Genomic DNA, 24,460 nt, shown 5'->3' with positions numbered 1-24,460 from the left:
AAAGACGGAAGCCAGTAAAGCGGCTTCCGTCCTTTTATTGCTATCCAATTGGACCAGCACAATAAATTGCCTGATTCACTGTTCAATATGGCTTTAAAGTTTTTTCTTTAACATTACTTCATCATCCTTAACATACCCGCTCAATTCATACGCTTTAATGGCTACACGATTATCTTCTCCTGTTAAAATCTTAACTGTTTTGACTCCACGAGAATAAAGCTGACTTTCCAGAAAAGAAATTAGTGCAGTAGCGACACCATTTCTACGAGCTGACTCTTTTACATACATTTCAGTAATTTCACCATATGCTTCATTATAACAAAATGATTTCAGACTTTGAGCACAGCCAAAACCAACCACTTCATCCCTTAAAGTAGCCACGGCCACCACTTCATTATTGCTGTTCAAACACTTGATGATCTCCGGCACAGGACGTTTTACTCCACCATTGAACTCATGATTTAATCTAGACAAAGCATCCGCGTCACATATCGTTGCTAGCCTAACATTTGGAAGCATTCTCTTCCCCCTCTACAACGTTTCCTTTTCAAGGACATACTCTTCATTGGAATTTTTTAAAACGATATCAAATTTATGATGATAAGAATGCATAAACAACTCATATTGCATCCTGCGCTGTTCATGGGATTTTCTTAAATAATTAATATCTGTTCCTCTTTCAGAAACATCACGTATACTCCTTCTCATCAACTCGGTTTCTCCATCCGTGTATAAGTAGATTTTCAGATCATACAAATTCGGATCAGTAAAGGCAACGCTCATGCCTTCTACAATATTTACCTTGTTTTGTGAAGATATGAACATACTTTTTGTATAGTCTGTGCCAATTGTGTAAAAATCCAACCCATCCCTCAACATATGAATGTCTCTCTCTAAAGCAAATATATGATGAGCAGCAGGATGACAAGCTGTCACTTTATCGTGATAATGTACATTCTTATATTCATAGTCGATAGAAGTGTATTTTCTAAGACTAGATTCAACAATATAGGGGTCTGTATTAATATAATTCACATCATCCTGCTGCAAAAGCTTTAAAAGATTATTAGCAAACGTTGTTTTTCCAGATGCACCATGACCCGAAATCCCAATGATGATTCTACTAGCCTCACCGCTAATCAAATTAGCTATCTTATGTAACACCTTGTCCATATTATTCGCCCCTCTCCCTACTCGATCCTATGTATTCCTTACTCCGCTATGGTTTAGCACATTAAAATCAATGGTGCATTTTATATAAAGAAACTTAATAGAAAGGGGTAGATCTTCCATGGCTACTCGTCAGCCAGATTTAGTATTGATCAGTTGGAGCAGAAATCCTTTGGTTGCTGGATCAGCACGTAGGATTATTGCCGCCCGTGTTATTGGAAATGCCGTGCCGTGCAGACCTAGCTTGAGACCCAACGGATTGCTTAACACCGCTTTGGCTTGCTTATTAGACAACGATGTTGGTTTTAAAGTGGTCTTTCGTAAAAAAACTTCAAGCATTAGTGGATATATTTTGTTACAACGTAACTAATAGATTTAGGGGGCAGTGACATTGCTGCTCTCTTTTTCCTGTGTATCTCATTGCACTTAAAGTCCAATCAACCCTAGAAAATGGTGTATATAATTTATTAGAAACTGAATCTGATTGAAATTGGGTGAGTCCATGAAATTACAAGCTGTGAAAAAAAGCTATGATTTAATAGTAAGCTTAGGGATGTCTTGTGCTCCTGCTATAAATCTGCAAAGAAATAGCTTGAGGAAATTCTCCATGCCGCTCGACTGGATGGTTTCTTATTCATTGGCTGATGTAAATAGACTTTATAAGAATAGATTTCAAAATTTCATGGAATTAATAAATCTGCAAATTCTTGATGAAACACATTTTTTTCTGGAGGATGGATTACCAGTCTATCCTAATGGGAATAAAAATGCACTAGTGAAATCCTATTTTATTCAGGATACTTTATATAACATTATCTCAGTTCATGATTTTCCAATCCACCAAGGTAAACACTGGTCTATAACCTATCCTTCGTATAAAGCGAAGCTGGAATTACGAATTAATAGATTTTGGGACAAGTTAATCCACAGTAAAAAAACTTTATTCATTAGATGGTTTGCCTCATATGAACAGGCTGTAGAGCTACAGTCAATTTTGTCTGATTTATTAAAACCGAACGAATTTATTATTCTTATTCTTATTCCCGTTCGTGAATCAATCTCGGTACAAGAATTAAATTGGAACATAAGTGATATTTGTGTGTTAGAAGTTCCTGAGGATATGAACGATTATGATAGCTGGGATTATATTTTGAAAGACATACACGTAACTAATAACTAATTTCGCTTTGATCGATCATATGATTAATTATTTCCTCTGTTGCAAAAACATATGGATACAAATACAGCCTACTGATGCTGACCAATAAAGAAATAGGGTTACTAATTCCAAAATCGTATTGACTCCCATGCGCTGCTGGATTTGCGGGTTCAGGCTCTACAAGATCATACTTCTCCATCAGCCTTTCCTTGGTTCCACTATCTACTACTGTTCCGTTTCCTTTATCCGCAAGGACAGATCCCGATTGAAAACACGCCATGAATAAGACACAGCAAATGGTGAGGATCGCTAGTTTCTTTTTTCGCATCATACATCTCCTAATTCTTTCTGGGTCTCCCCTATAACTTAGAGCCGTTCAAATTATTTCTTGGGTAATCGCAGGAAAACTATATATTCGACAATCTTGATCAGTATAGATCATATTCCATGAAAATAATGGGAGAAAAAGTCTCGAATTCTATAATACTCCTTTCTATATATAAAAACAAAAGCACCCAAAGCTAAAATTAGCAGGGTACTTTTGGATGCTTCGCCGTATTTACAATATCAACATTCCGCTGAGCGGTTTATGGAGTTGGAGTTCCGCCGTTCGCATTCAGTGTTTCGCCACTGATATAGCTAGATTCCTGGCTAGCCAGGAATACATATGCCGGAGCCATCTCCGCAGGCTGTCCCGGACGACCTAGTGGTGTGCTCGACCCGAACTCCTTCAGCACTTCCTCCGGTTGCCCACCCACAACTTGAAGAGGTGTCCATACGGGACCAGGTGCTACTACATTGACGCGAATCCCCTTATCAGCTACTTGCTGAGCGAGAGACTTACTGAATGTATTAATAGCAGCCTTGGTGGTCGCGTAGTCCAAAAGGATCGGTGAGGGATTATAAGCTTGAATAGAAGAAGTGTTAATAATGGTGCTGCCCGGTTGCATATGCTTCACCGCAGCTTTGCACAGCCAGAACATAGCATACACGTTCGTCTTAAATGTGTCGTCAAAATGCTTCGTAGTGAGATCAGCGATGTCTGGAACGAATTGCTGTTTGCCCGCGATATTGGCTAAAATATCAATTCCACCTAGCTCTTTAACCGCAGTATCGACGAGTTGTTCGCAGTATGTCTCATCCTTCAGATCGCCTGGAATGGCGATTGCAGTACGACCCGCTTCCTGCACTAGCTTGACCACCTGCTTTGCATCTTCCTCTTCCTCGGGCATATAAGATAGAACAATATCTGCCCCCTCACGAGCAAAAGCAATAGCAACAGCACGGCCTATACCGCTGTCGGCTCCCGTAACTAACGCTTTACGTCCGGTCAGACGCCCAGTTCCTTTATAGGTATCTTCTCCTGTATCAGGTACTGGATTCATTTTCTTCTGCAGACCCGGCTCCTCTTGTTGCTGCTGAAATTCCGGTCCAGCCTTAGTGTACTGAGTGGTAGGATCTTGCATCGTATATTGGTTAGACATCGATCAATTCCTCCTTTATTTTTAGAAATACATTTTTATATTTTCCGAACTCTTTGTTATGTAAACACAACCAGCACGCCTCTAAACATTCACCTTCAATAACATAGCCTTGAATAGTGCCGCAAAAATACCCCAACCACCTGTCAAGGTGGCTAGGGTATCCCCCGCCTAAAAATAAATATATGGAAGCTCACTTGTTAGTTAGGGAACGCTCCGTATAGTCTGGCGTAGACATTAGATAAAGGAGTGATAAATCATGGGCTTTTTTATATTCCTCTTTGTACTGTTAGCATTGCTTAATATCTTCTTTCCTCATTTGGGATGGTACATGCGCTATGGCTGGATGATGAAAGGTGATGTAGAACCCAATCATGCCTATTTATTAATGACTCGCATCAGCAGTATAGTGGCACTTATTATCCTCTTTTTTATCTGGACTAGTTTCTGACTTACCCTAACGCTCTTAACACATCTTCAATCTTGCGCTGATGTGACAATACCCCATAATTCATCCAGGCCATAAAATCCACCTCATATACACAGCGATTACGAACAGCGGGCAGATTGCGCCAAAGTGGTGTATCCAACAGCTCCCGTCCTTCTCCTTCCTGTCGATCAAAGGTAATGAACAAATGATCTGCAGTGAGGCTCGCAAGCTCTTCTCTTGTTAGGCTCACCCGCTTCTGTCCACGGGTCAACTTCGGAACCAATTCATGGGGCTGCAAACCTAAATCCTCATGGAGTACGCTACCTGTATACCCCAATTGCCCGCATCCATAGAGATTGATTCCGTAGGAAGATATTCTTAGGCATGCTACAGTCTGCCCTTGGACAGAACGGTTTAGCACTCGTCTAGCTTGCTGCGCCCGATGCTCATAATTGCCGATCACTTCCTGGACACGATCCGTTCTGCCAAAGACGGCTGCTGCGGAAAATAACGTGGCCCGCCAATCCTCTTGATGAAAAGGCAGCTTGAACAACGGAGCAATTTGGCTGCACTCATCCAGGTGCCAACGCTGAAAGCCATCATCCAGCAGGATCAGTTCGGGCATGTACTGGGAGAGCTCCTGCCAATCGCCAGTCGAAATATCAACCGCAGGCACATCGAGGAGGGACAGGTACTCTTGCTTCCCCCACTGAGCGTGAGAATATTGCGCCACTGGTGTAATATCCAGAGCCAGCAGATAGTCTTCCAGAAAAGGAGCGAACACCCGCAGCCCTTCCTGATGGAAGCTTCTGTATTGGCCGGGCGTAACGCCCACCGATCTTTTGAAACGCCGGTTAAAATAATACTCATTGCTATACCCTACAGATAACGCGATATCATGCATACGGTCATTCGTAAGCAGCAACTGCTGCTGCGCCCTTTCAATACGAAGTCCGTTCAAATGCTCTAAGGGAATCCGCCCTGTCACTTCTTTAAAAATCTGTGTGTAGCGTGCACGTGTAATGCCTGCCACTTCAGCTAATTGATCGACGGTTATGGCGTGATTATAGTGTTCCTGCATATAGCGGATGGAACGCTGTACCGCCTCATGGGCTCCTTTCATCTGGATGACAGAGGAATTTGCCCGCATGATCAGCAGCAGTAACTCTTGAAAGCGGGTATGGCCTGCGAACCATTCAATCTCTTCCGTACTTCTGCGACTATGATAGATAGCCTCCAGCAGTAATGCACATTGCGAAAATGGTCTGCAGCTTAGCGGACCGGACCGGAGAATTCCTTCTTTAGTCCCCTTTTCCATTCCACTCTGCCTGCTTCCCCCCGTTTCGATGACTTCAAAAGTAAGCCTATAAAAGCTAAGTCCTCGCTCCTCGGCATTGATTTTGCTTATTAACCCCGGTTCGAACAAGAACCCGACACCTTTTTCCAGAGGAAAATGCTTCTCCTCGGCTTCTAACCATCCCTGTCCTTCCGATACAATGATCAGGGTATGATTTTGAAACACTAAGGTCTGTCCGTTCACCGATAAGGATTGGGCTTCTATGTTAATCAAGCTATAGAATAGCCTCTTTTTATTGCTGTCTTGTAAATCTTCTGCCATTCTAGCGCCCTCCAATTGAGAACCATTTTCATTCACTTTACTATAGTTTAGAATAAAAAAGAAGGTCTATCAACTATGCTGATAGACCTTCTTTATGCTATTCCTTACGACGGCTGCCGTTTTATTTCACCATAGCTTTCAGCAAGTCATCAAGCTTCATCGAATTGGCTGTGATGGCACCGGACTGCCAGTGGGAACGTTCCATTCTATAAACATTCCCGTTCTTCACCGCAGGAAGACTCTTCCACAATGGACCCTCAAGAATTTGAATCGCTTCCTGATTCCCTTCAGTATCCCAGCCCCCATTGTCAGGGAACACAATAATATGATCCGCGTCGAGCTGAGGAATAAGCTCTTCAGAAATAATAGATTGATATTCGGGCATTTCTGCCGCCATAGGCACGGGTGTCAGCCCAAATTGATCATAAATCACACCGGTATAGCGGTTTTTAACACCGAACAGAGCAAATGTTTTATCCGCTACGTTAAGCCGGATCACTGCTACTTTTTCCTGACCCAGGGCCTGTTGCAGCTTAGCTTTCCCCTCTGCCACCTTCTGATCATATTCTGCAAGGACAGATTCCGCCTTCTCCGGAATACCAAGGGCATCTGCAATAGCTGTAAGCATTTGTCTTGAGTCTTGTAACACCGCCTCAGGTAGACGATAGGTTGGTGCTATCTTGGAATATAGTTCATACCTCGCCGCATCAGCACCTCCATCCACAATAATCAAATCCGGATCTTTTTCCAATAATGCCTCCACGCTACCGGTAATATCAAATTCTGGTACATCAAGATTTAAATAATCCTGTTTGCCCCAGCTTGGATGATACCACTGCACCACCGGGGTAATGCCCAATGCCTTCAAATAATCTTCAACATAGATCCCGGCTACCCGTTGTGGTTTAACTGGAATTTCAACATCCCCGAATTCCCCGGCAATCGTCCGAGTTGCACCCTCTTCTGCGGCATTTCCATTTCCTTCAGTTGGTGCGCTAGTGCTCGCTGAGGTAGATTCCTCTGCATTCTGTGTCTTAGCAACGTTTTCTTTCGCAGTATTGTTATTCGTTCCGCATGCTGCCAGCGCAGTTATTGCCATTATAAGTACCGCTGCCCATAAAAACTTCTGACCCCATCTTGCCATTGATCCCTTCACTCCTATGCTTTATTGTCATTGATTATCATTCTCAATAACCTTTATCACAATAGTAGCATGACTTTCATAGCTTTCAATGCACTTTCTCCGCAAAAAACTTATACAAACTATTTCTAGTTGCTCTGCTCTATCATTATTCGGTAGGATTCTTCTTCTATTAAAAATATGTCATCCTTTATTAACTTGATCGCAAAATTTCTTTTTTTACGATTGATTTATACGATGCTTTCGCTTACAATAAACTCATAAACGCGCGTTTATGAAAAGAGGGGAAACATGCGCAGCGAAGATATTGCTAAGTTGGCCGGGGTTTCCCGTAGTACGGTATCCCGCGTGATCAACAACTATTCCAATGTTCCTGAAGAAACCCGGGCCAAAGTGCTGCGGGTGATTGAGCAACATCAGTACGAACCGAACAGCTTTGCACGGGCTCTGGCCGGTAAGAAAACCGATACCATCGGATTGTTCGCCATCAGTATGAACGAGAAAGAGAACACTACCCGAATTTATCAGAACAATTACTTTGCACCATTCGTCGATGCCGTAGTCGACACGTCGAATGCCCGCGGATGTTACGTTCTGATTCATACGGTATACTCTCCAGACGACTTTCTGAAGGTAAAACAAGCTTTTCTGCAAAAACGGATTGACGGTGGTATAATTGTCGGCACTCAGAAGGATATTAATATCGTCCGCGAAATGGTAGGACTCGATTCTCCGCTAGTACTGATTGATTATGATATCTCAGAGATTATGTCGGAGCATCTTGACCGCAATCATTTGGCCATTGTGAATTCCAAAGATTACGAGGGCACCACAGAAGTGATTGAACATTTAATCTCCTTAGGCCATCAAGAGATCGGCATTATCTGTGGGCAAATGAATACGTACTCTGGTCGAGAACGCTACACGGCCTATGAGGACACGCTGAAAAAACATGGTCTGCCTATGAATGAGAAGTTTATCCTAAAGGGTGATTTTCTGAAAGAGACGGCTTATGAAGAGGTCAAGAAGCTGCTTGCTTCTGATGAACCTTTGCCGACTGCCTTTTTCTCTTCCAACGATGACATGGCTATTTCAGCGATGGAAGCGTTCTCCGAACATGGAATCATTGTCCCTGAGGATATCTCCATTGCGGGTTTCGATGACATTCAGCTGGCATCCCGTATTCAGCCTAAGCTGACCTCTGTACGCTTGCCGATTTATGAAATGTCCAAGGCTGCAGTGGAAAAAGTAATCGAGCTGTGTGATTCGCAGCAGCCGACTTTCAGCACGATCAGCTTTCCAGCTCGTTTAGTGGAGAGAGATTCCTGTCAACCGCCGAAGAAGTAGCACAGATTCATCCTTCACTGAAGAATACATATTTTTCTGTGAAGCTGCTATCATCGGTTCTCGAAATCACTGCCTAATACTATCTTTTAGAAACAACGGAAAGAATCCCTTCCCTCGAGGGAATTTTTCCTGAAACTTATAAACGCGCGTTCACAATCGAAAGGAGACTTTCTCACATGAAATTCGGTACCTTTGACGACACTCGTAAAGAGTATGTAATTAACACACCAAAAACACCTTACCCTTGGATTAACTACCTGGGTAATGAACAATTTTTCGGACTTATTTCTAATACTGCTGGTGGCTATACCTTCTATAGAGACGCTCGTCTCAGAAGATTGACCCGTTACCGTTACAACAATATCCCAATGGATGCTGGCGGCCGTTACTACTATCTTTATGATGATGGTGATTTCTGGACTCCAGGCTGGATGCCAGTAAAACGTGATCTGGACTTCTACGAATGCCGTCACGGTCTTGGCTACACCTCCATTACTGGTGAACGCAACGGTATCTCTGTAAACCAGCTTGCTTTTGTACCTATGGGTCATAACGCTGAAGTACATCGTCTTGTAGTGAAAAACACGGGTTCCGCGAAGAAATCCGTTAAACTGTTCTCTTTTGCAGAGTTCTGTCTTTGGAATGCACAAGATGATATGACTAACTTCCAACGCAATCTCAGCACTGGTGAGGTTGAAGTGAAGGGTTCTGTTATCTATCACAAAACAGAATACCGTGAGCGCAGAAACCACTACGCTTTCTACTCTGTTAACAAAGAAATCGCCGGCTTTGATACTGACCGCGAAGCTTTCGTAGGGATGTACAATGGTCTGGAAAGCCCGCAAGCTGTTGCTGCAGGTGAACCAACTAACTCCGTTGCCAGCGGCTGGTCCCCTATCGGATCGCACGCCCTGAACATTACTCTGGAGCCGGGCGAAGAGCAAAGCTTCATCTTTGTCCTTGGTTACATTGAAAACCCAGAAGAAGACAAATGGGAATCTCTGAACGTAATCAACAAAAAACCAGCAGAGGCTATGATCGAGCAATTTGCTACAGACGCTCAAGTGGACGCCGCTTTGGCTGCACTGGCTGCACACTGGGATAACCTGTTGTCCAAATATCAAATCCAAAGTGGCGACGACAAGTTGAACCGTATGGTTAACATCTGGAATCCATATCAATGTATGGTTACCTTCAACATGTCCCGTTCCGCTTCTTACTTTGAATCCGGTATTGGCCGTGGTATGGGCTTCCGCGATTCTAACCAAGACTTGCTCGGATTTGTACACCAAATTCCAGAACGTGCTAAAGAACGTATTCTCGATATCGCCGCTACACAATTTGAAGACGGCAGTGCCTATCACCAATACCAGCCGCTTACCAAAAAAGGTAACAATGAAGTCGGTACCGGCTTTAATGATGACCCGCTTTGGTTGATCCTCGGCACAGCTGCTTACATCAAAGAAACTGGCGACACATCGATTCTTGATGAGCAGGTTCCTTTTGACAGCAATCCGGATAACACAGCTACTCTGTTTGAGCACTTGAAACGCTCCTTCGAGCATGTAACTAACAATCTCGGACCTCACGGCTTGCCGCTGATCGGCCGTGCAGACTGGAATGACTGCTTGAACCTGAACTGCTTCTCTACAGAGCCGGGCGAATCTTTCCAAACTACTGCCAACATCGAAGGCCGCGTAGCGGAATCCGTATTTATCGCGGGTCTGTTCGTCTTCGTTGGACCGGACTATGCAGAAATCTGCCGGATGCGCGGACTTAATGATGTAGCTACGGATGCAGAAGCTAAGATTGACAACATGCGTGAAATCACACTGACTCACGGTTTCGATGGTGACTGGTTCCTGCGCGCTTATGACCACTATGGCGACAAGATCGGTTCCAAAGAAAACGAAGAAGGTAAAATCTTCATCGAACCACAAGGTATCTGTGTTATGGCCGGTATCGGTGTGGAAGATGGTCAAGCTGAAAAAGCTCTGACTTCCGTGCAAGAGCATTTGGATACTAAATACGGTATCGTATTGCAACAGCCACCATATTCCAAGTACTATCTGAACCTGGGTGAAATTTCTACGTACCCTCCGGGCTACAAAGAAAATGCTGGTATTTTCTGCCATAATAACCCTTGGATCATGATCGCTGAAACTGTACTTGGACATGGCGACAGAGCGTTTGAAATTTACGCTAAAATTGCTCCTGCTTACTTGGAGGACATCAGCGAAATTCACCGTACTGAACCTTATGTATACTCGCAAATGATCGCAGGTAAAGATGCCGTTCGCCACGGGGAAGCTAAAAACTCCTGGTTAACTGGTACTGCGGCTTGGAACTATGTAGCGATTACACAATCTATCCTTGGTATTCAAGCGGACTTCAATGGTCTGAAGATCGATCCTTGTATTCCTACAGAGTGGGACAGCTTTGAAATCACCCGTGTCTTCCGTGGAGATACTTATGTGATTCAAATCAAGAACCCGAACCATGTATCCAAAGGTGTAGCTAGTCTTACCTTGGATGGCGCAGCTGTAGAAGGTAACATCATCACTCCAGTTGGAGACGGTGCTGTACACCAAGTAGTTGTAGAACTGGGTTAATACAAAAAAAATCCGCTCACCGTTCGTTTGAACGATTGAGCGGATCGGATCTAAAATTAACAGTAGATGCCCCCTGAAGGATTCAGGGGCATCTTTTTTTTACCCTTCCACAATATCTGCTCTTAAATCACTCGCAACCTCAAGCATTCTAGGAATCACGGCTTCATTGGCGCCAGAAACATAAATATCGCCCTGATAATGTCTAAATGGGATTGTTGTATCACCATAGCTCCACATAAAGAAATCTCCCTCAATGGACATGGTAGTGGCACCTGTTACTGTAAAAACTGATGTATAGGTGAAATCAGGTTTGGATGCGAAATATTGCTTACACTCTTCTAAAGATAGGGTTGTTGCTGAATCTCCAGCATTCTGCATTGCTCTTGTCATCCGATAACGTTTACTCATTGTGATGCCTCCATTATTATCTGTAAAATGATCAGTTGCCTTATCCAGATCAAATATAGCATACAATGAAGGGCAAATCCCATTCCATTTCTAAGTCGAAAATGTTAATATAGCCGTTTTTCATAGCTTTCTTTTAGTGATTTTGAGATATCCTCTGGAGTAACTCCAAGTTTACGGGCATGCTGCGCCAGTATTTTTGATGGATTAGGCAAGATTTCTTTCGCAAGCCAATGATCGTCATCCCACAAATGTGACCGCTTAAAAGCTTTTGCACAATGCATATAACATTCTTCAACTTCCACGCCAATTCCAATGACCGGGACTTTACCATGCGCTTCCATAGGTTTCAATATATCTTCATCCTTAACTATACTCGCGTGCCCATTTATTCTTAATGTTTCTTCAAGTCCGGGGATGATGAATATCAATCCGACTTTTGGGTTCTCAAGTATATTCCGCAAAGAATCAAACCGTCTATTCCCAGGGCGTTCAGGGATCACTAAATGTTTATCATCCAACACGTGAACAAAACCTTCTGCGTCCCCGCGCGGAGAGACATCGCAAGCACCGGACGAACCGCTTGTAGCCATAAAAAGCATTGGAGATTTTGAGATATAATCACGGCAATGATGATCTATAACAGTTATGGTTTTGTTGTTAACCAATTCGCTTGGGTACCCAAATAAAGACCTTAGCTCTTCTTCTGACTCTATAACTTTTTCGAAAAAGTTTGACTTCATACTTCTCCCTCTCTCAACTTAATAAGCCCCAATGTTCTTATTTTTGCTCAAATATCCGCTTAATAATTGGGCGAAATTTTTTCTTGTTGATTCATCCGATAACTTCCCAAAAGTACCATACAGATTATCCTCATGATATCTTGGAAACACATGTAAATGATAATGCCATACATCTTGGCTGCCATCCGGCTCATTATGTTGTCTAGAAGAAACGCCATCACATTTATAAACTTCTTTAAGACCTTTAGCAATTTCAATTTCCAGCTCATGTATCCGGTTTGAGATCTCAACCTCCAATGTGTAAATATTCTCGATATGCTGATTAGGGATGATTAAAACATGCCCTTCATTATTCGGATACCAATGAGAAGCAATAAAAGCCGTTATGTAATGATCTTTATAAATAATATCCGCTTGCTTAGAATGCACATCTTCATTTTCAATGCCCGAAACCAACAAACAAAAGGGACAAGTATAACCCTCTGGAGCATGATTATAAATATAGCCCGCCTCCACTGTTATAGGATTTAAAATATTTCTATGTTTCTTCTAATTTCGCCATTTTGCGTGTGTTCTCCTTTTTGCAAAAAGAAAAGGACAGACTGTAAATTACAGCTGTCCCCTTAGAAAATACTGATAAAACACAGTCATTCCCGAGATCAATGTCTACCTATAACTTAAACGCTGGCTTCCGGAATCCATACCTTCATTTCACCACTGCCACGATTTCCCCATAAGTAATACGGAACCGCCTTAACCTTTACGGTTTGAACTGGTGCTTTGACTCTGCTGTAAAGCTCACCACTCCAGCCCTCTTTATCTACACGTAGCCCCTCTGCCTCGACAACAACAGCGCCGCCGAGCAACGTCTCATCAAAAGCCGCAGTAAGTTCACTGCCTTCTTTTAAAGAAATCGAGCTTAACGGCTCACCATTATCAATACTTTCAAGACAATACACAAGAGGTCCACGCTGAATCGTTACTTTTTGAGCATCAGCACGCAAACTTGGATGTGCGTAGATACGATGTGCCTCCATAGGGTCATGCACTTCGATTACATCTCCTGCTCTCCACAGTCTCCGGATAACGAGGTATCCCTGCTCGATGTTCTCAGCAGTATTCATTGCTTCACCGTTGACTCTGATCTCCATTCCTTGGCTCCAAGATGGAATCCGTAAGGCAATCCCAAACTCTGCTTCCGCTGCGGGATTAATCTTCAACGAGACTTTACCTTCCCATGGATAGTTACTCTCTTGCTGAATCGCAACATCTGTTCCACCCAGCTTTGTTGTCAGCTCACTGCCAATATACAAATTCGTATAGAGCGTATCACCATGGATCGTATAGATATATTGATTCAGCGAAGTCAGCAGACGCGCCACATTCGGAGGACAGCAAGCGCAGCCAAACCAGCCTTGACGCTCGGACTTCACATGATGTTTATCTGGGTTGCAGCTGCATGCCTTAGGCCATACTTCTAGTGGATTCACATAAAAATAGTGCTTACCATCCTGTGCCATTGAACCCAACACATTGTTATAAAGCGCCCGCTCCATGACGTCGGCATAACGTGCATCCGGCGATATTCTCAGCATCCGCTGTGCAAAAAAGATCAACCCAATAGATGCACAAGTCTCTGCGTACACCGAATCGTTAGGCAGATCATAATCGAAGGTGAAAGCCTCACCCCGATGCGTAGATCCGATCCCGCCAGTAATGTACATTTGCTTAGTAGTGATGTTATTCCACAGTCTCTCGCATGCTTCGCGAAGGGTATCATCTCCCGTAAGTGCGGCTAGATCAGCCATGGCAGTATACATATAAACCGCACGCACAGCATGTCCTACAGCCACTTCCTGTTCTCTTACCGGAAGATGACTTTGGTAATATTTTAAATCTAAATTCTCCTTCTGACCTGTGAAAAAATTGATACTCCCCAGACTATCCCATTGTTGCTTTAAGAAATTCGGCTGTTGACCTCGCTCATTAATAAAAAAGCTGCTGAGCTTCAAATACCGCTCCTCACCTGTGAGCCGATACAGCTTCACGAGCGCAAGCTCAATCTCCTGATGGCCATCATATCCCCGCATTTTGCCTTCTTCCGGTCCAAACACAGAATCGATATGATCAACCATTCGGCACATGATGTCGAGCAGTTTTCTTTTGCCTGTAGCCTCGTAATAAGAAACGGCTGCCTCAATGAAATGCCCAGCACAGTACAGCTCGTGGCAATCGTTCAGATTAGTCCAGCGTTTGCCGGGTTCTTTTATCGTAAAATAAGTATTTAAGTACCCGTCTTCCTGCTGCGCTTCTCCAACGAGGTCAATCACTTCATCCGCTTGACGCTCCAGCTCAGGGTCACGTTTGATGCTTAAGGAATAACCTACGGCCTCCAGCCACTTGGCTACATCACTGTCTTGAAATACCCAGCCGTAAAATTCACCGTTCTTCCGGCCCGCAGCAATCTCAAAGTTAGCAATGGCATGACTGGGCTCAGCTCCCGCTGCTTTATCGTGCAATGCCTCGTATTGATACGGGATTACAACATCCTGAACCAGCTTTATATAACTTCCCCAGAAATCATCTTTAATGCTAACGGATTGATCTTTTACAACTTGCTGATCCTGGATCGTTTTATTCATCATCATCTTCCCCTTAGCCTTATTTTATACTCGCTAATTACAATTATAGAGCGTACAATAGATAAAAAATATAATCAGAAGCAACCCCTTTTTTGTACTATTTCACACTCCTAATTCCAAGGACAATTTGAGCTCGGACTACGATAAAAAGAGAGGTAGAACACAGTGAGTCCTTCCTATGTACATTTCGCAGCGCCGCCTTTTCCATATTTTCTGGAATGCAATCACACTGTTTATCAACCCGGAGAGCAGCATCCAAATAGAAGCCATATCGGCTTATTTGATCTGATTATTGTAGAGCAAGGTTGCCTATTTATCGGTGAAGAGCATAATCAATGGGAGGTTGCGGCTGGGCATACGCTGCTTCTGCTGCCTGACCGCTATCATTATTCCGTTAAGTGTTGCGAGGAGCTGACTTCGTTTATCTGGATTCATTTTCATACCCTCGCAGATTGGTCAAGTTCTGATGGCGAGCCCGTGTATATCAACCGAGAGACACATTTCCGGCAGTTTCTTACTCATCCATATACCATTCGCATCCCGCAGTTTGGTCCCCTTCCTGATCCCTTTAAACGGAGTGGACAAGCTGAGAAGCTTTTACAGCTGTCCACTGGAAGACGTTCCAGTGCAGTTTGGGAGCAGCAAAGGATTTTTGAAGAAATGCTGCGGATGATGGATCTGGCGCAGCATGATACTTCAGAAAGTCATGCAGTAGAGATCGCCGAGAGGACAGAGACTTATATCCGCAATCATTATGCGGAGCCTCTCTCCAATGCCTCTCTGGCGGATGCGCTGCATTTTCATTATAACTACCTTGCCCGCTGCATGAAACGCGTATATGGACTGACTCCGATGGAGTATTTAACGGATTACCGTTTGGAACAGGCCAAGCTGCTTCTGCTTAAAACAGAGATGCCTATAGCTGCGATCGCAGAACGTATCGGTTTCGAGAGCACCGCCTACTTCTCGCGTCGCTTTACTCAGCAGATCGGAATCTCTCCGCTTCGCTTCCGCAAGCGGTATTCCCGATAACGGCAAAAACAGCATGCCTCATAATTGGAGGCGTGCTGTTTTCGTTGTTAATGCGGTGCGCTGTTGTAGCTTTCTTGTGTGCTGCTGGCTTTCTTCTGCGCTGCTGGCTTACGTGATCAGCTATGGATTAATTGGATGCGAGATGCTCCTCTAGATCGGAGAAACTTAAGTAACTATTATGATGGAGCAGTACTCCGCTTGGCACATTTATTGTGTACCCGTGATCCGTCCTAAATCCTTCTGCTGCTCTTACTTCTTACTTCTTGCTTCTTGCTTCTTGCTTCTTGCTTCTTGCTTCTTGCTCCTTGCTCCTTGCTTCTTGATTCTTGCTTCTTGATTCTTGCTCCTTGCTCCTTGCTCCTTGCTCCTTGCTCCTTGCTCCTTGCTCCTTGCTCCTTGCTCCTTGCTCCTTGCTCCTTGCTCCTTGCTCCTTGCTCCTTGCTCCTTGCTCCTTGCTCCTTGCTCCTTGCTCCTTGCTCCTTGCTCCTTGCTCCTTGCTCCTTGCTCCTTGCTCCTTGCTCCTTGCTCCTTGCAATAATTTTACCAGTTTACCTTCCTAGGCGTGGCGCACTCATACTTATCATAGATCAACGGCGATCATGCGGCTCGACCCTCCAAAGCTTATCAGCAAGTAACTCACTGTATAGCCATCACACTACTCTCTGTATCCCCCGGAGACGCGTCTACTTAATCATCCATTCATAGCATTCCCCGTTGCGGACCGGATTGCAGCTATTTGTGATTTTCGATCCATTTTGCAGCAGTTTCGGACTGCATAGCTCTTATTGCTCATAATTTGCTCCAAATCGGGCTACATTTGTGGGAATAACTGCAACTGAGTCCGATAGTGTGACAAAACGAGCGGAATCATGGAAATAAGAGCAACTGAGTCCGAACAATTGCTAAAAAGAACACCGCCTGCCGAATTTGATCCTAATCGTGCTGCCCATTGTTTAAACTAGCTGTCTGGGGCTCAACCTAGCTACTCTGCGAGAAATTAGTTACCTGTTGTTCAAACTAGCCGCCTACGTCTCGAAATCAGCTACCTTTTGCTCGATCTTGATCGTATCGGAACGTATTGCAGCTATTTCAGCATATGGGTTCATTTTGCGAAGGTTTCGGACTGTATAGTTCTTATTGCCCTTGATTTGCGCAGAAAAAGAGCACATTTGAGCGAATAGCTGCAACTGCGTCCGATAGTGTGACAAAACGAGCGGAATCATGGAAATAAGAGCAACTGAGTCCGAACAGTTGCTGAAAAGAACGCCGCCTGCCAAATTTGCTCCTAAACGTGCTAGCCATTGTTTAAACTAGCTGTCTGGGGCTCAACCTAGCTACACTGTGCGGAATTAGTTACCGATGGCTTAACCTAGCTACTCCGTGCGCAGAATTTGTTACCAGTTGCACAACCTAGCTGTCTACGTCTCGAAATCAGCTACCTTTTGCTCGATCTTGATCGTATCGGACCCTATTGCACCTATTTGTGATTTTCGACCCATTTTGCGGCAGTTTCGGACTGTATGACTCTTATTGCCCTTGATTTGCGCAGAAAAAGAGCACATTTGAGCGAATAGCTGCAACTGCGTCCGATAGTGTGACAAAACGAGCGGAATCATGGAAATAAGAGCAACTGAGTCCGAACAGTTGCTGAAAAGATCGCCGCCTGACAAATTTGCTCCTAAACGTGCTAGACATTGTTTAAACTAGCTGTCTGGGGCTCAACCTAGCTACACTGTGCGGAATTAGCTACCTATAGCTCAACCTATCTACACCACCGTGCGGAATTAGTTACCTGTGGCTTAACCTAGCTACTCTGCGAGAAATTAGTTACCTGTTTTTCAAACTAGCCTCCTACGTCTCGAAATCTGCTACCTTTTGCTAGAACTTGATCGTATCGTATCGGACCGTATTGCAGCTATTTCAGCATATGGGTTCATTTTGCGAAGGTTTCGGACTGTATAGTTCTTATTGCCCTTGATTTGCGCAGAAAAAGAGCACATTTGAGCGAATAGCTGCAACTGAGTCCGATAGTGTGACAAAACGAGCGGAATCATGGAAATAAGAGCAACTGAGTCCGAACAGTTGCTGAAAAGAACGCCGCCTGACAAATTTGCTCCTAAACGTGCTGCCCAGTGCTTAAACTAGCTGTCTAGGGCTCAACCTAGCTACACTGTGCAGAATTAGCTACCTATAGCTCAACCTATCTACTCCGTGTGCGTAATTAGCTACCTATGGCTTAACCTATCTACACCGTGCGGAATTAGTTACCTGTTACTCAACCTATCTACACCGTGCGGAATTAGTTACCTGTTACTCAACCTATCTACACCGTGCGGAATTAGTTACCTGTTACTCAACCTATCTACACCGTGCGGAATTAGTTACCTGTTACTCAACCTATCTACACCGTGCGGAATTAGTTACCGATGGCTTAACCTGCTACTACGTGCGGAATTAGTTACCGATGGCTTAACCTAGCTACTCCGTGCGCAGAATTTGTTACCTGTTGCACAACCTAGCTGTCTACGTCTCGAAATCAGCTACCTTTTGCTCGATCTTGATCGTATCGGACCCTATTGCACCTATTTGTGATTTTCGGCCCATTTTTCGGAAATTTCGGACTGCATAGCTCTTATTGCTCATAATTTGCCCGCAATCGGACCACATTTGTGGGAATAGCTGCAACTGGGTCCGTTAGCTCGAAATAATGCCTTGAATCTGCCTAATAGCGGCTCCTGGGTCCGCATGATTAGGCCCGAAATCAGTTTTTTTGCTTCACTGCAATTTTTTGGAATTGACAAGCATATTTATAAGACATGCCTTTAATGTGGAGATGTTAAATATGCAGTCATTATTAAGATACGCGATCATCCTGATCGGAAGCTTGCTCATTGCAGCAGCAACTAATTTTTTTCTAGTCCCATATAAAATCCTAGATGGGGGAATAATAGGAATAGCCCTCATCATCAATTATTTATCCGATGCCAAAATCGGTATAGCTGTCCTTCTCTGCAGCTTTCCGATTTTCCTGTTAGCCTGGCTGAAGGAACGCGATATCTTTTTCAATAGTGTATTAGGTTTATTGACCTCATCGTTTCTGATTGAGCTTCTCGGTCCCTTGCAGTACCACTTTCTGTATTATTTTGAGTTCGGCTCCATTTCCAGCGCCATTATTGGCGGTTTTTTAATGGGAACGGGTCTTGGGCTTATGCTGCGGTTCAAAGCCAGTACAGGCGGAACGGATCTGCTTGCTCAATATATCAAAAGGTATCTCCCGCTTAACCTTGGACTCATCATTTTTTTGACAGATTTTATAATTATCGGCGCGGGGGGACTCCTGATTTCCAAAGAAACCTTCTTCCACTCCATCCTCACGATTATCGCTGGGGGTGTGGCCACAGGTCTCTGTACCTTGGAGACTGAAGAGAAATGGGAAAAAATATGAATATACACGATCATATGTTCGTATTATAATAATAAGAAAAATCATCTACCCTATCTCTACCTCACCTGGAGAGTGTGAATCTATGAATAAAGAGCGTGTTATTTTGTTATCCGATTGTCAGAGCTTTTACGCCTCCGTGGAGAAGGCCTCTAATCCGCAATACAGCAACAAACCGCTTATTGTCGCCGGAGATCCGGCTAGACGAAGCGGGATTGTGCTTGCCGCTTGTCCGTTAGCCAAATCTTTTGGCATTACTACCGCCGAGACCTTGAAGGAAGCACTCGCGAAGTGCCCCGAAGTAATCGTCGTCAAACCACATATGCAGCAATATATCGATGTTTCCTCCCAAATCACGGACATTCTACGCAAATTCAGTGACCTCGTAGAACCTTATTCCATCGATGAGCAGTTTATTGATATCACCGGCAGCCTCAGCTTATTCGGAAGCCCAAGACAGATCGCTACGACCATTCAGGACTTAATCCGCAGAAATACAGGTGTGCGCGCACGTATCGGTATAGGTTATTCCAAGGTTACCGCCAAAATGGCTTGCGACCTGTGGGCCAAGAAGAACCCGGAGGGTCTATTTACCCTCACTCAGGAAGAGCTTCCAGATGTACTTTGGCCGCTGCCCATTAGTGAGTTGTTTATGGTAGGCCGCCGCATGTCCGCGCACTTCCAGAGCATGGGCCTCACAACGATTGGCCATTTGGCACAGATGCCGCTAAGCGAGCTGAAATGGCGCATGCGGGAGAAATTCCATAAAAAATGCGATATCGATGCCGAGCTATATTGGCGAATTGCCAACGGCATCGACGATAGCCCTGTAAGTCCGGCTACCTATGAAGTTGCCCCCAAGAGCGTCGGGCACCAAATGACGCTGCCACGGGATTACTATACACTGCAAGAGATCAAGACCATCATTTTGGAGCTCTCAGAGCTGGTGTGCAGACGCAGCCGCAAACTGAAGGTGCATGGTGCAGTCGTGTCTGTTGGCTGCCAAGGCGCCAGCTTTGATGACCCCAGCGGCTTCTCCAGACAGACTACGATGAGCGATCCTACGAATGCAACCCAGCTGGTATACGAGGCCGCCCTCGCTCTTTTCAAACAGCATTGGGAAGGTCAGCCTGTGCGCCGAATTCATCTAAGCCTGTCCAATCTGTCTGACGAAAGCCAATATCAGCTAACCTTATTTGAGTCGCGCCCCCGCTACCGTGAGCTCGAACGGGCCACTGATGCGCTGAAGAATAAATACGGGGAATCGATCATTGGACGCGCTGCATCGTTCACAGATGCCGGACAACTTAAGGACAGATCCGGAAAGATTGGCGGGCACTATAAATAAACAGTGCATCTTTATACATTTTATTTCTGAAACTATATTAAAATATATCCCATATCGTTTATAATGCTATATTGAGGTTGTTATTTTCACACAATGAAGCGACAATCATAAGTATATACACATAGATATGTAACATTCCAGGGGAGGACCGGAGAAGTTGGAAAGCACGAGCAACACTAACACTACCTATTATGAAATCGTTGATCTCTGTCTTCTTGCTGGCAAGATCATGCTGCAAAACGGTGCAGAAACCTACAGAGTAGAAGATACAATGACACGTATGGCTGCTTCTCTCGGTTTTCCAGGGGCACATAGTTATGTGACACCAACCGTTATTATGTTCACCACCAATAGAACGGAGCCCGTTAAGTTATATCGGATTGCCGAGCGAACCACAGATCTGCAGAAAGTCTCAGAGGTTAATGATATCTCGCGGCGTCTGAACGAGCGTCAGATTACAGCCGAGGAAGCTCGGACACGATTAGGTGAGGTCGATGATGCCGCACATGCGTATCCGGTATGGCTGCAAATCATAGCAGCGGCGCTTACCGGCGCTTGCTTCACCGTTATGTTTAAGGGCAGCTTGTGGGATGCTCTCCCCGCATTGCCGATTTCCGGGTTAGGTTTTGCTGCGGTTATCTACCTGCATCGTCTTGTGCAGACTAGATTTTTTGCAGAGTTCTCTGCTTCCTTCCTGATCGGTCTTCTGGCCTTCTATTCTGTAAAGCTGGGCATAGGTCAAGAAATGGACAAAATCATCATCGGCTCCGTGATGCCTCTAGTACCCGGTCTACTCATTACTAATGCCGTTCGTGATCTGATGGCTGGTCATCTGGTCTCAGGCATATCCAAAGGAGCAGATGCCTTTCTAACTGCTTTTGCGATCGGTACAGGCATTGGGCTTGTACTATCACTATTTTAATTTTCCATGTGAAAGAGGTTAGCCCTTCATGATTTTGCAACTTATAACCAGTTTTATCGCCGCGGCAACCTTCTGTATTTTATTTAATGCGCCTAAGCGCGCTCTACTGCAGTGTGGTTTTGCTGGAATGGTAGGCTGGATGGTGTATGTAATCCTTGATGTAGAGTGTGGGCCTGTTGTTGCTACGTTTGCGGCTACTGTAGTGGTGGGCATCGTCAGCCAGCTGTTTGCCCGATCCTTCAAAATGCCGGTTATTATTTTTAGTGTAGGCGGTATTATCCCACTTGTTCCGGGTGGTCTTGCTTACGATGCTATGCGTAGATTTGTAGAAGAAAACTATAATCTGGCTGTAGAAATCGCTGTTCGGGCATTAATGCTCTCTGGCGCAATTGCGGCTGGACTGGTGCTGAGTGAAGTTATCGGACAAATGTTCCGCCGTCGTGCAAGCAAAGCATAACCTTCTTACAACGTCATCTCATAGATTCAAAAAAAAGAAATCGTCTCTTGGTATAATGAGGATCATCCGTCCCTCTTCCAAGAAGCGATTTCTTTGTTTACTATCCTATCTACACAAGTACTGCTACAGGTTCAACCTCCGAATAAATACTATTGATCCGGTTATTTTTAATCCAAGAAAGTCCCACGGTACCTTCACCCGCATGAACAGCCACGGCAGGAATGTAAGTCATAATCTCCGTACGTAAATCAGGCGCCATCTCTTTGATGTCTTCTTCTAGCTTCAGCGCCATTTCTAAATTATTGGAATGCATGATGCACACATCGCTAACAAGTCCAGCATCCTGTTTAAAGATATCTAACAGCGCCTGTTTCGTCTTCTTCATCGTGCGGATTTTTTCCACAACAATGACCTTGCCCTCGTCAAAACGCAGCAACAAATTTATCCGCAGTAATTGACTAAGAATTACCTGTGTACCAGAAACACGCCCACTACGGTGAAGCTGGGACAAGCTTGCAGGAATTAAGTAGAAGGACATATTTTGAATGATATTCTCTATCTTTTCTTTAATCTCTAGGCCAGTAAAGCCCATCTTGTGCCAATGAATACCTCGCGTAATCATTTCCCGAATCGGATAAGCGCCAACCTTGGAATCAATTCCAATAACATTAGCTTCTGCTATTTCAGCACCTTGCATGGAAGCATTGTATGTTCCGCTAAGCCCTGTCGAAAGATGCACCGCGATAATCTCATCATATTCTTCCTTCAACCGTTCGTATAACTCGATAAACTCACCGATTGGCGGCTGTGAGCTGCCTACTTGATCATGCTGACGCATTTTCTCATAGAACTCATCGATCGTAATATCTATATTTTCTTTATAACACTCGTTGTTAATAATCAGACGTAAAGGAACAATATACACATGGTTGTTCTTGGCGAATTCAGGATCGATTGTACATGTACTGTCGGTTACCCAGGCAATTGATTTCATGGTCACTTGTCACTTCTCTCTTTCATGAAAGGAATAGTAGAATGTTTGAAGAGACAAGGGCCACTAAACCTTCTCGGCCAATGAATCACTCTCTCATCCTGTACAATCAACATACGAATAGATCAGCGGTTTAGGAAGTCCTCGTGCGTATTCGTAAATTATACAAGATAACGAGCGATAAGATAGGCAAAACAGGCCGATAATGCAAATTTTATTCAACTTTTTTCAACTTTATTCGACATTATTTCACATTATGTATGACGAATATACCTATCCTAATAGAGACAGTTCATGTTATGTAAAAGCCTAACCACAGCAAAAATATCCCCGTCCCCACCCTCACCGTTCTTACATAAATCAGCGCTTGGTAGTTACATTAATAGGTACTCTTTACAGTTGTTACAGTACGGGGCTAAGTTATGATTGGTCAGATATGGCCCGGCATCTGTCAATTTGTCCAACTTTCCCTGTTGGCGGGTTGCGCTCGCTTTTATGAAGATCAGTTACCTTCTGCTGTGATAAAGCTTTTTACGGTGTGATTAAGGCTACCGTCCAGTTTTTCTCCTGAATTTTAAAATCCAACTCGCGATAAGACTTAGACAGTTCATCAATCCGTTTCTGAATCTCAGCGACATCCACCGTTCTCTGGAAACGAACCTCAGAGCGGCTATACCGATCCTGAGTGATCGAAGCTTGCTCAAGCAAATCGCTAAACAGCTTCCGCAGCTGAAGCATTTTATCCCGTTCGGCTAGGGCATCGGCAATACTCCAATTCTCATTGAAGGCAACAGATGAATTCGTTCGATTAATCGCTCGAATCAAAATCGTCTGCTCGTTAACAGCTATTTCTAGCTCATGCAAAAGAGCCTCCGGGTGCTCTGCCGGATCTTCCCCCTCCTGCACCTTAACGACCCGATCGAGCCGCTGCTTTAGCTGCGCGATTTTACGGGTAAGATCACTTCGGTTCACTAATGCTTCCGCAAGTTTCATCTTTAAGTTCCCCCTAAGATTTTCTGATAGCTGGCGATATCCAGTCTTCGACCAAATTTACAGCCAATCTCCTTGAAGTAGGCACATTGTTCATATCCATTCTTTGAGAAAAGCTGGCGACTGCGTTCATTCTCTGCGCAAACGGTAGCTACTAACACATGGAAATCCAGTTCGGCAGCTCTCTTTTCAATAAAGCGTAAGGCATGCTGTCCTATTCTTTTACCCACACAAGCAGGTTTCAAATACACACTGATCTCCCCAGAGCTATCATAAGCCGGCTTACTCTTATGTCTAGCAATCAGAACATAGCCCTGAATAACATTATCCCAGGATAATATAACGTATGATTTGAACCGCGGATCATCATTCATCACTGATTGCCGCATTTCGTCCAAACTTAAAGGCTCGGTATGAAAAGAAACCGTAGTGTTCAGCACGTAATAGTTATAAATATCGAGTACATCCGACAGATGCTCTTCGCGAATTTCAGTGAATAACAAACTTTCTCCCACTACTTTGTTCAACAC

22 protein-coding genes are annotated in these 24,460 nt (G+C 44.2%); 9 read left to right on the top strand and 13 right to left on the bottom strand.

Annotated elements, in window-relative coordinates; genetic code table 11:
• Positions 1-93: 93 nt before the first annotated feature.
• Positions 94-519, bottom strand: coding sequence for a GNAT family N-acetyltransferase (locus NST94_RS11485; protein WP_076306220.1), 426 nt, complete (start codon positions 517-519; stop codon positions 94-96).
• A 12-nt stretch (positions 520-531) separates the two neighbouring features.
• Complete coding sequence (locus NST94_RS11480; protein ID WP_339281990.1) at positions 532-1,173, bottom strand: phosphoribulokinase; 642 nt, start codon at positions 1,171-1,173, stop codon at positions 532-534.
• A gap of 118 nt (positions 1,174-1,291) precedes the next feature.
• Here NST94_RS11480 and NST94_RS11475 point away from each other — a divergent pair, with 118 nt between their 5' ends.
• The gene (locus NST94_RS11475) at positions 1,292-1,540 is read left to right on the top strand and encodes a hypothetical protein (RefSeq protein ID WP_076136059.1); all 249 of its coding nucleotides are present in this window, start codon (positions 1,292-1,294) and stop codon (positions 1,538-1,540) included.
• Positions 1,541-1,672: 132 nt separating this feature from the next.
• Positions 1,673-2,350 carry a DUF1796 family putative cysteine peptidase gene (locus NST94_RS11470; protein ID WP_076189817.1) on the top strand — a complete coding sequence of 226 codons (678 nt, stop codon included), beginning with the start codon at positions 1,673-1,675 and terminating at the stop codon, positions 2,348-2,350.
• On the opposite strand, the gene NST94_RS11465 is transcribed toward NST94_RS11470, so the two are convergent.
• From NST94_RS11465 to NST94_RS11450, 4 genes are all read right to left on the bottom strand, one after another.
• Positions 2,340-2,609 carry a hypothetical protein gene (locus NST94_RS11465; RefSeq protein WP_339281989.1) on the bottom strand — a complete coding sequence of 90 codons (270 nt, stop codon included), beginning with the start codon at positions 2,607-2,609 and terminating at the stop codon, positions 2,340-2,342. The genes NST94_RS11470 and NST94_RS11465 overlap by 11 nt on opposite strands.
• A gap of 307 nt (positions 2,610-2,916) precedes the next feature.
• Positions 2,917-3,813: an SDR family oxidoreductase gene (locus NST94_RS11460; RefSeq protein ID WP_076141729.1), complete on the bottom strand. Its 897-nt coding sequence runs from the start codon at positions 3,811-3,813 to the stop codon at positions 2,917-2,919.
• 449 nt (positions 3,814-4,262) lie between these two features.
• A complete protein-coding gene (locus tag NST94_RS11455) occupies positions 4,263-5,858 on the bottom strand; it encodes a helix-turn-helix domain-containing protein (RefSeq protein WP_339281988.1) in 1,596 nt (531 codons plus the stop codon).
• Between the two features lie 121 nt (positions 5,859-5,979).
• Positions 5,980-7,002 carry an ABC transporter substrate-binding protein gene (locus NST94_RS11450; protein WP_339281987.1) on the bottom strand — a complete coding sequence of 341 codons (1,023 nt, stop codon included), beginning with the start codon at positions 7,000-7,002 and terminating at the stop codon, positions 5,980-5,982.
• 288 nt (positions 7,003-7,290) lie between these two features.
• Here NST94_RS11450 and NST94_RS11445 point away from each other — a divergent pair, with 288 nt between their 5' ends.
• Positions 7,291-8,346 carry a LacI family DNA-binding transcriptional regulator gene (locus NST94_RS11445; protein ID WP_076220152.1) on the top strand — a complete coding sequence of 352 codons (1,056 nt, stop codon included), beginning with the start codon at positions 7,291-7,293 and terminating at the stop codon, positions 8,344-8,346.
• A gap of 176 nt (positions 8,347-8,522) precedes the next feature.
• Positions 8,523-10,958 (top strand): glycosyl transferase, encoded by a 2,436-nt coding sequence (locus NST94_RS11440; protein ID WP_036685988.1) that lies wholly within the window; start codon positions 8,523-8,525, stop codon positions 10,956-10,958.
• Between the two features lie 99 nt (positions 10,959-11,057).
• On the opposite strand, the gene NST94_RS11435 is transcribed toward NST94_RS11440, so the two are convergent.
• From NST94_RS11435 to NST94_RS11420, 4 genes are all read right to left on the bottom strand, one after another.
• Complete coding sequence (locus tag NST94_RS11435; protein WP_076130570.1) at positions 11,058-11,366, bottom strand: hypothetical protein; 309 nt, start codon at positions 11,364-11,366, stop codon at positions 11,058-11,060.
• Between the two features lie 104 nt (positions 11,367-11,470).
• On the bottom strand, positions 11,471-12,106 hold the full coding sequence (locus NST94_RS11430; protein ID WP_339281986.1) for a pyridoxamine 5'-phosphate oxidase family protein: 636 nt from the start codon (positions 12,104-12,106) through the stop codon (positions 11,471-11,473).
• A gap of 18 nt (positions 12,107-12,124) precedes the next feature.
• Positions 12,125-12,565 carry an HIT family protein gene (locus NST94_RS11425; RefSeq protein ID WP_339281985.1) on the bottom strand — a complete coding sequence of 147 codons (441 nt, stop codon included), beginning with the start codon at positions 12,563-12,565 and terminating at the stop codon, positions 12,125-12,127.
• A 218-nt stretch (positions 12,566-12,783) separates the two neighbouring features.
• Complete coding sequence (locus tag NST94_RS11420; RefSeq protein WP_339282143.1) at positions 12,784-14,751, bottom strand: beta-L-arabinofuranosidase domain-containing protein; 1,968 nt, start codon at positions 14,749-14,751, stop codon at positions 12,784-12,786.
• A gap of 162 nt (positions 14,752-14,913) precedes the next feature.
• Here NST94_RS11420 and NST94_RS11415 point away from each other — a divergent pair, with 162 nt between their 5' ends.
• From NST94_RS11415 to NST94_RS11395, 5 genes are all read left to right on the top strand, one after another.
• Entirely contained in the window at positions 14,914-15,780 is an 867-nt protein-coding gene (locus NST94_RS11415; protein WP_076280856.1) for an AraC family transcriptional regulator, read from the top strand.
• A gap of 2,842 nt (positions 15,781-18,622) precedes the next feature.
• Positions 18,623-19,225 (top strand): YitT family protein, encoded by a 603-nt coding sequence (locus tag NST94_RS11410; protein ID WP_076218939.1) that lies wholly within the window; start codon positions 18,623-18,625, stop codon positions 19,223-19,225.
• An 82-nt stretch (positions 19,226-19,307) separates the two neighbouring features.
• Positions 19,308-20,570 carry a DNA polymerase IV gene (locus tag NST94_RS11405; protein ID WP_339281984.1) on the top strand — a complete coding sequence of 421 codons (1,263 nt, stop codon included), beginning with the start codon at positions 19,308-19,310 and terminating at the stop codon, positions 20,568-20,570.
• A 157-nt stretch (positions 20,571-20,727) separates the two neighbouring features.
• Positions 20,728-21,492 carry a threonine/serine exporter family protein gene (locus tag NST94_RS11400; protein ID WP_076129956.1) on the top strand — a complete coding sequence of 255 codons (765 nt, stop codon included), beginning with the start codon at positions 20,728-20,730 and terminating at the stop codon, positions 21,490-21,492.
• Between the two features lie 28 nt (positions 21,493-21,520).
• Complete coding sequence (locus tag NST94_RS11395; RefSeq protein ID WP_036685970.1) at positions 21,521-21,949, top strand: threonine/serine exporter family protein; 429 nt, start codon at positions 21,521-21,523, stop codon at positions 21,947-21,949.
• 109 nt (positions 21,950-22,058) lie between these two features.
• Here NST94_RS11395 and NST94_RS11390 read toward each other — a convergent pair whose 3' ends face one another.
• The 3 genes from NST94_RS11390 to NST94_RS11380 all read right to left on the bottom strand — a co-directional run bounded on the left by NST94_RS11390 (position 22,059) and on the right by NST94_RS11380 (position 24,460).
• Entirely contained in the window at positions 22,059-22,943 is an 885-nt protein-coding gene (locus NST94_RS11390) for a DegV family protein (protein ID WP_076129966.1), read from the bottom strand.
• A gap of 528 nt (positions 22,944-23,471) precedes the next feature.
• A complete protein-coding gene (locus tag NST94_RS11385) occupies positions 23,472-23,933 on the bottom strand; it encodes a DIP1984 family protein (protein WP_339281983.1) in 462 nt (153 codons plus the stop codon).
• Positions 23,934-23,935: 2 nt separating this feature from the next.
• Positions 23,936-24,460, bottom strand: a complete 525-nt coding sequence (locus tag NST94_RS11380; protein ID WP_254847619.1) for a GNAT family N-acetyltransferase — start codon at positions 24,458-24,460, stop codon at positions 23,936-23,938.

It is taken from the genome of Paenibacillus sp. FSL H8-0282 (assembly GCF_037963825.1).
Classification (GTDB): Bacteria; Bacillota; Bacilli; order Paenibacillales; family Paenibacillaceae; genus Paenibacillus_AQ; species Paenibacillus_AQ odorifer.
This window is presented reverse-complemented; position numbering and strand designations above follow the sequence as displayed.